Genomic DNA, 2,234 nt, shown 5'->3' with positions numbered 1-2,234 from the left:
CGGGCAGGGCGGTGCGGTATTGGCGGTTCATGTCTGTCTTTCGCTCAGTCGCGGCCGCCCTCGGGCAGCCGTTGCAGAAAGTCGCTGTAATGCAGGGTGAAGCCTTGCGCGTCGATGGTGAGGTCGGCGGCGAAGCCGGGAGATTCGTAGCGGTAGCAGGCGTGCCCATCTTGGTCCGGCAGGCGGGTGTAGCGCTGCGGGCAGATCGTCGGTTCCAGGCCGGGCAAGCGTACGAACAGCATGGATAGCTCGACGCTGTCGCCGATGCCCAGCTTGAGCCGGCGGATGGGAAAAGCATTGGTCAGGCCGCAGGATTGCAGGTCCAGCTCCTGGCAGTCGTCCCAGGCGGGTTCGGGCTGGCCGTTGAGCAGCCAGCGTCCGCTTTCTGTGTGTTGAAGCGTCAGTTGGCGAGGCTCGGGCGAGGAGACGTCGATGTGGGCGTGGGCAAGGCGGCCATGGTGGTCCAGCCGCATCTGGTAGCGCAGGCTGACGCCGCTATCCGCGTGCAGCAGGCTGCCGCTGGCGGTGAGGGCGAGATCGGCGCCGATGTCGATTTGGACCTGTTCCAGTCCCGGACTGTCCTGGCGCTGCCAGAACAAGGTTTGCTTCATTGACGGCTCCGGTAGGGCTGGCGCGGCTTCGGCCGCGCCGCTTGCTTCAGTGAATCAGCGCTGTTCCAGCGGCACGTAGGCCTGGTCTTCCGGCCCGATGTAGTTGGCCGATGGGCGGATGATCTTGCCGTCCTGGCGCTGCTCGATCACGTGCGCGCTCCAGCCGCTGGTGCGCGAGATCACGAACAGCGGGGTGAACATGGCGGTGGGCACGCCCATGGCGTGGTAGCTGACGGCGGAGAACCAGTCCAGATTGGGGAACATTTTCTTAATGTCCCACATCACGGCTTCCAGGCGTTCTGCGATGTCGAACATCTTCATGTCCTGGTTTTGCTTGGACAGTTCGCGCGCCACTTCCTTGATCACCTTGTTGCGCGGGTCGGAGATGGTGTAGACCGGGTGGCCGAAGCCGATGACCACTTCCTTTTTTTCGACGCGGGCGCGGATGTCGGCCTCGGCTTCGTCCGGGTTTTCATAGCGCTGCTGGATCTCGAACGCCACTTCGTTGGCGCCGCCGTGCTTGGGGCCGCGCAGCGCGCCGATGGCGCCGGTGATGGCGCTGTGCATGTCGGAGCCGGTGCCGGCGATGACGCGGGCGGCGAAGGTGGAGGCGTTGAACTCGTGCTCGGCGTACAGATTGAGCGAGGTGTGCATCGCGCGCACCCATTCGGCGGACGGCTTGGCGCCGTGCAGCAGGTGCAGGAAGTGGCCGCCTATGCTGTCGTCGTCGGTTTCGACGTCGATGCGCTTGCCGTTATGGCTGTAGTGGTACCAGTAAAGCAGAATGGAGCCGAAAGAGGCCATCAGGCGGTCGGCGATGTCGCGCGCGCCGGCCAGGTTGTGGTCGTCTTTTTCCGGCAAGGCGCAGCCCAGGGCGGAGGCGCCGCTGCGCATCACGTCCATCGGGTGGGCGCTGGCCGGCAGCGCTTCCAGCACGGACTTGACCGAGGCCGGCAGGCCGCGCAGCGATTTCAGTTTTTTCTTGTAGCCGGCCAGCTCCGCCTGGTTCGGCAGCTTGCCGTGCACCAGCAGGTAGGCCACTTCCTCGAATTCGGCCTTGTCGGCCAGGTCCAGGATGTCGTAGCCGCGGTAGTGCAGATCGTTGCCGCTGCGGCCCACGGTGCACAGCGCGGTGTTGCCGGCGGCGACGCCGGACAGCGCTACGGATTTCTTCGGTTTGCCGATCAGTACCACTTCAGTCATGCTGCTTCTCCTTTGTCAAACTTGGGCGATGCCGCTGTTTATGTGTTATTGCTTGCCGTCAGCGAACAGCCGGTCCAGTTTTTGCTCGTAATCGTGGTAGCCCAAGTGGTCGTACAGCGCCATCCGGGTTTGCATCTTGTCCAGCACCGCCTGCTGGGTGCCATCGCGGCGTATCGCGCCGTACACTTCCAGCGCGGCTTGGCTCATGGCGCGGAAGGCGGACAACGGGTACAGCACCAGGCTCACGCCGTGGGCGGCCAGTTCTTCCGCGGTGTAGAGCGGCGTGGCGCCGAATTCGGTGATATTGGCCAGCACCGGCACCTTCACCGCCTCGGCGAAGCGCTTGTACATGGCGAGATCCGTCATCGCTTCCGGGAAGATCATGTCGGCGCCGGCTTCCACGCAGGCGACGGCGCGTTC

Annotated in this window: 3 protein-coding genes; all 3 read right to left on the bottom strand. The window is 64.5% G+C overall.

Translation table 11 applies throughout. The annotated features are described in order from the left end of the window. Nucleotides 1-44: 44 nt before the first annotated feature. Nucleotides 45-611: a putative glycolipid-binding domain-containing protein gene (locus tag C2I19_RS20910; protein WP_103904504.1), complete on the bottom strand. Its 567-nt coding sequence runs from the start codon at nucleotides 609-611 to the stop codon at nucleotides 45-47. Between the two features lie 54 nt (nucleotides 612-665). Beyond that, on the bottom strand, nucleotides 666-1,814 hold the full coding sequence (gene prpC, locus C2I19_RS20905) for a bifunctional 2-methylcitrate synthase/citrate synthase (RefSeq protein WP_103904503.1): 1,149 nt from the start codon (nucleotides 1,812-1,814) through the stop codon (nucleotides 666-668). Nucleotides 1,815-1,859: 45 nt separating this feature from the next. Further along, a partial coding sequence (locus C2I19_RS20900) for an isocitrate lyase/phosphoenolpyruvate mutase family protein (RefSeq protein ID WP_199181320.1) occupies nucleotides 1,860-2,234 on the bottom strand: 375 nt, incomplete at its 5' end.

This window comes from Chromobacterium alticapitis, assembly GCF_002924365.1.
Classification (GTDB): Bacteria; Pseudomonadota; Gammaproteobacteria; order Burkholderiales; family Chromobacteriaceae; genus Chromobacterium; species Chromobacterium alticapitis.
The sequence above is the reverse complement of the archived record's forward strand: the minus strand, read 5'-3'. Positions and strand labels throughout refer to the sequence as shown.

Excerpts from the sequence above, each read along its gene's own strand:
- C2I19_RS20910 (WP_103904504.1), bottom strand. The coding sequence starts at position 611 with ATGAAGCAAACCTTGTTCTGGCAGCGCCAGGACAGTCCGGGACTGGAA.
- prpC (WP_103904503.1), bottom strand. The coding sequence starts at position 1,814 with ATGACTGAAGTGGTACTGATCGGCAAACCGAAGAAATCCGTAGCGCTG.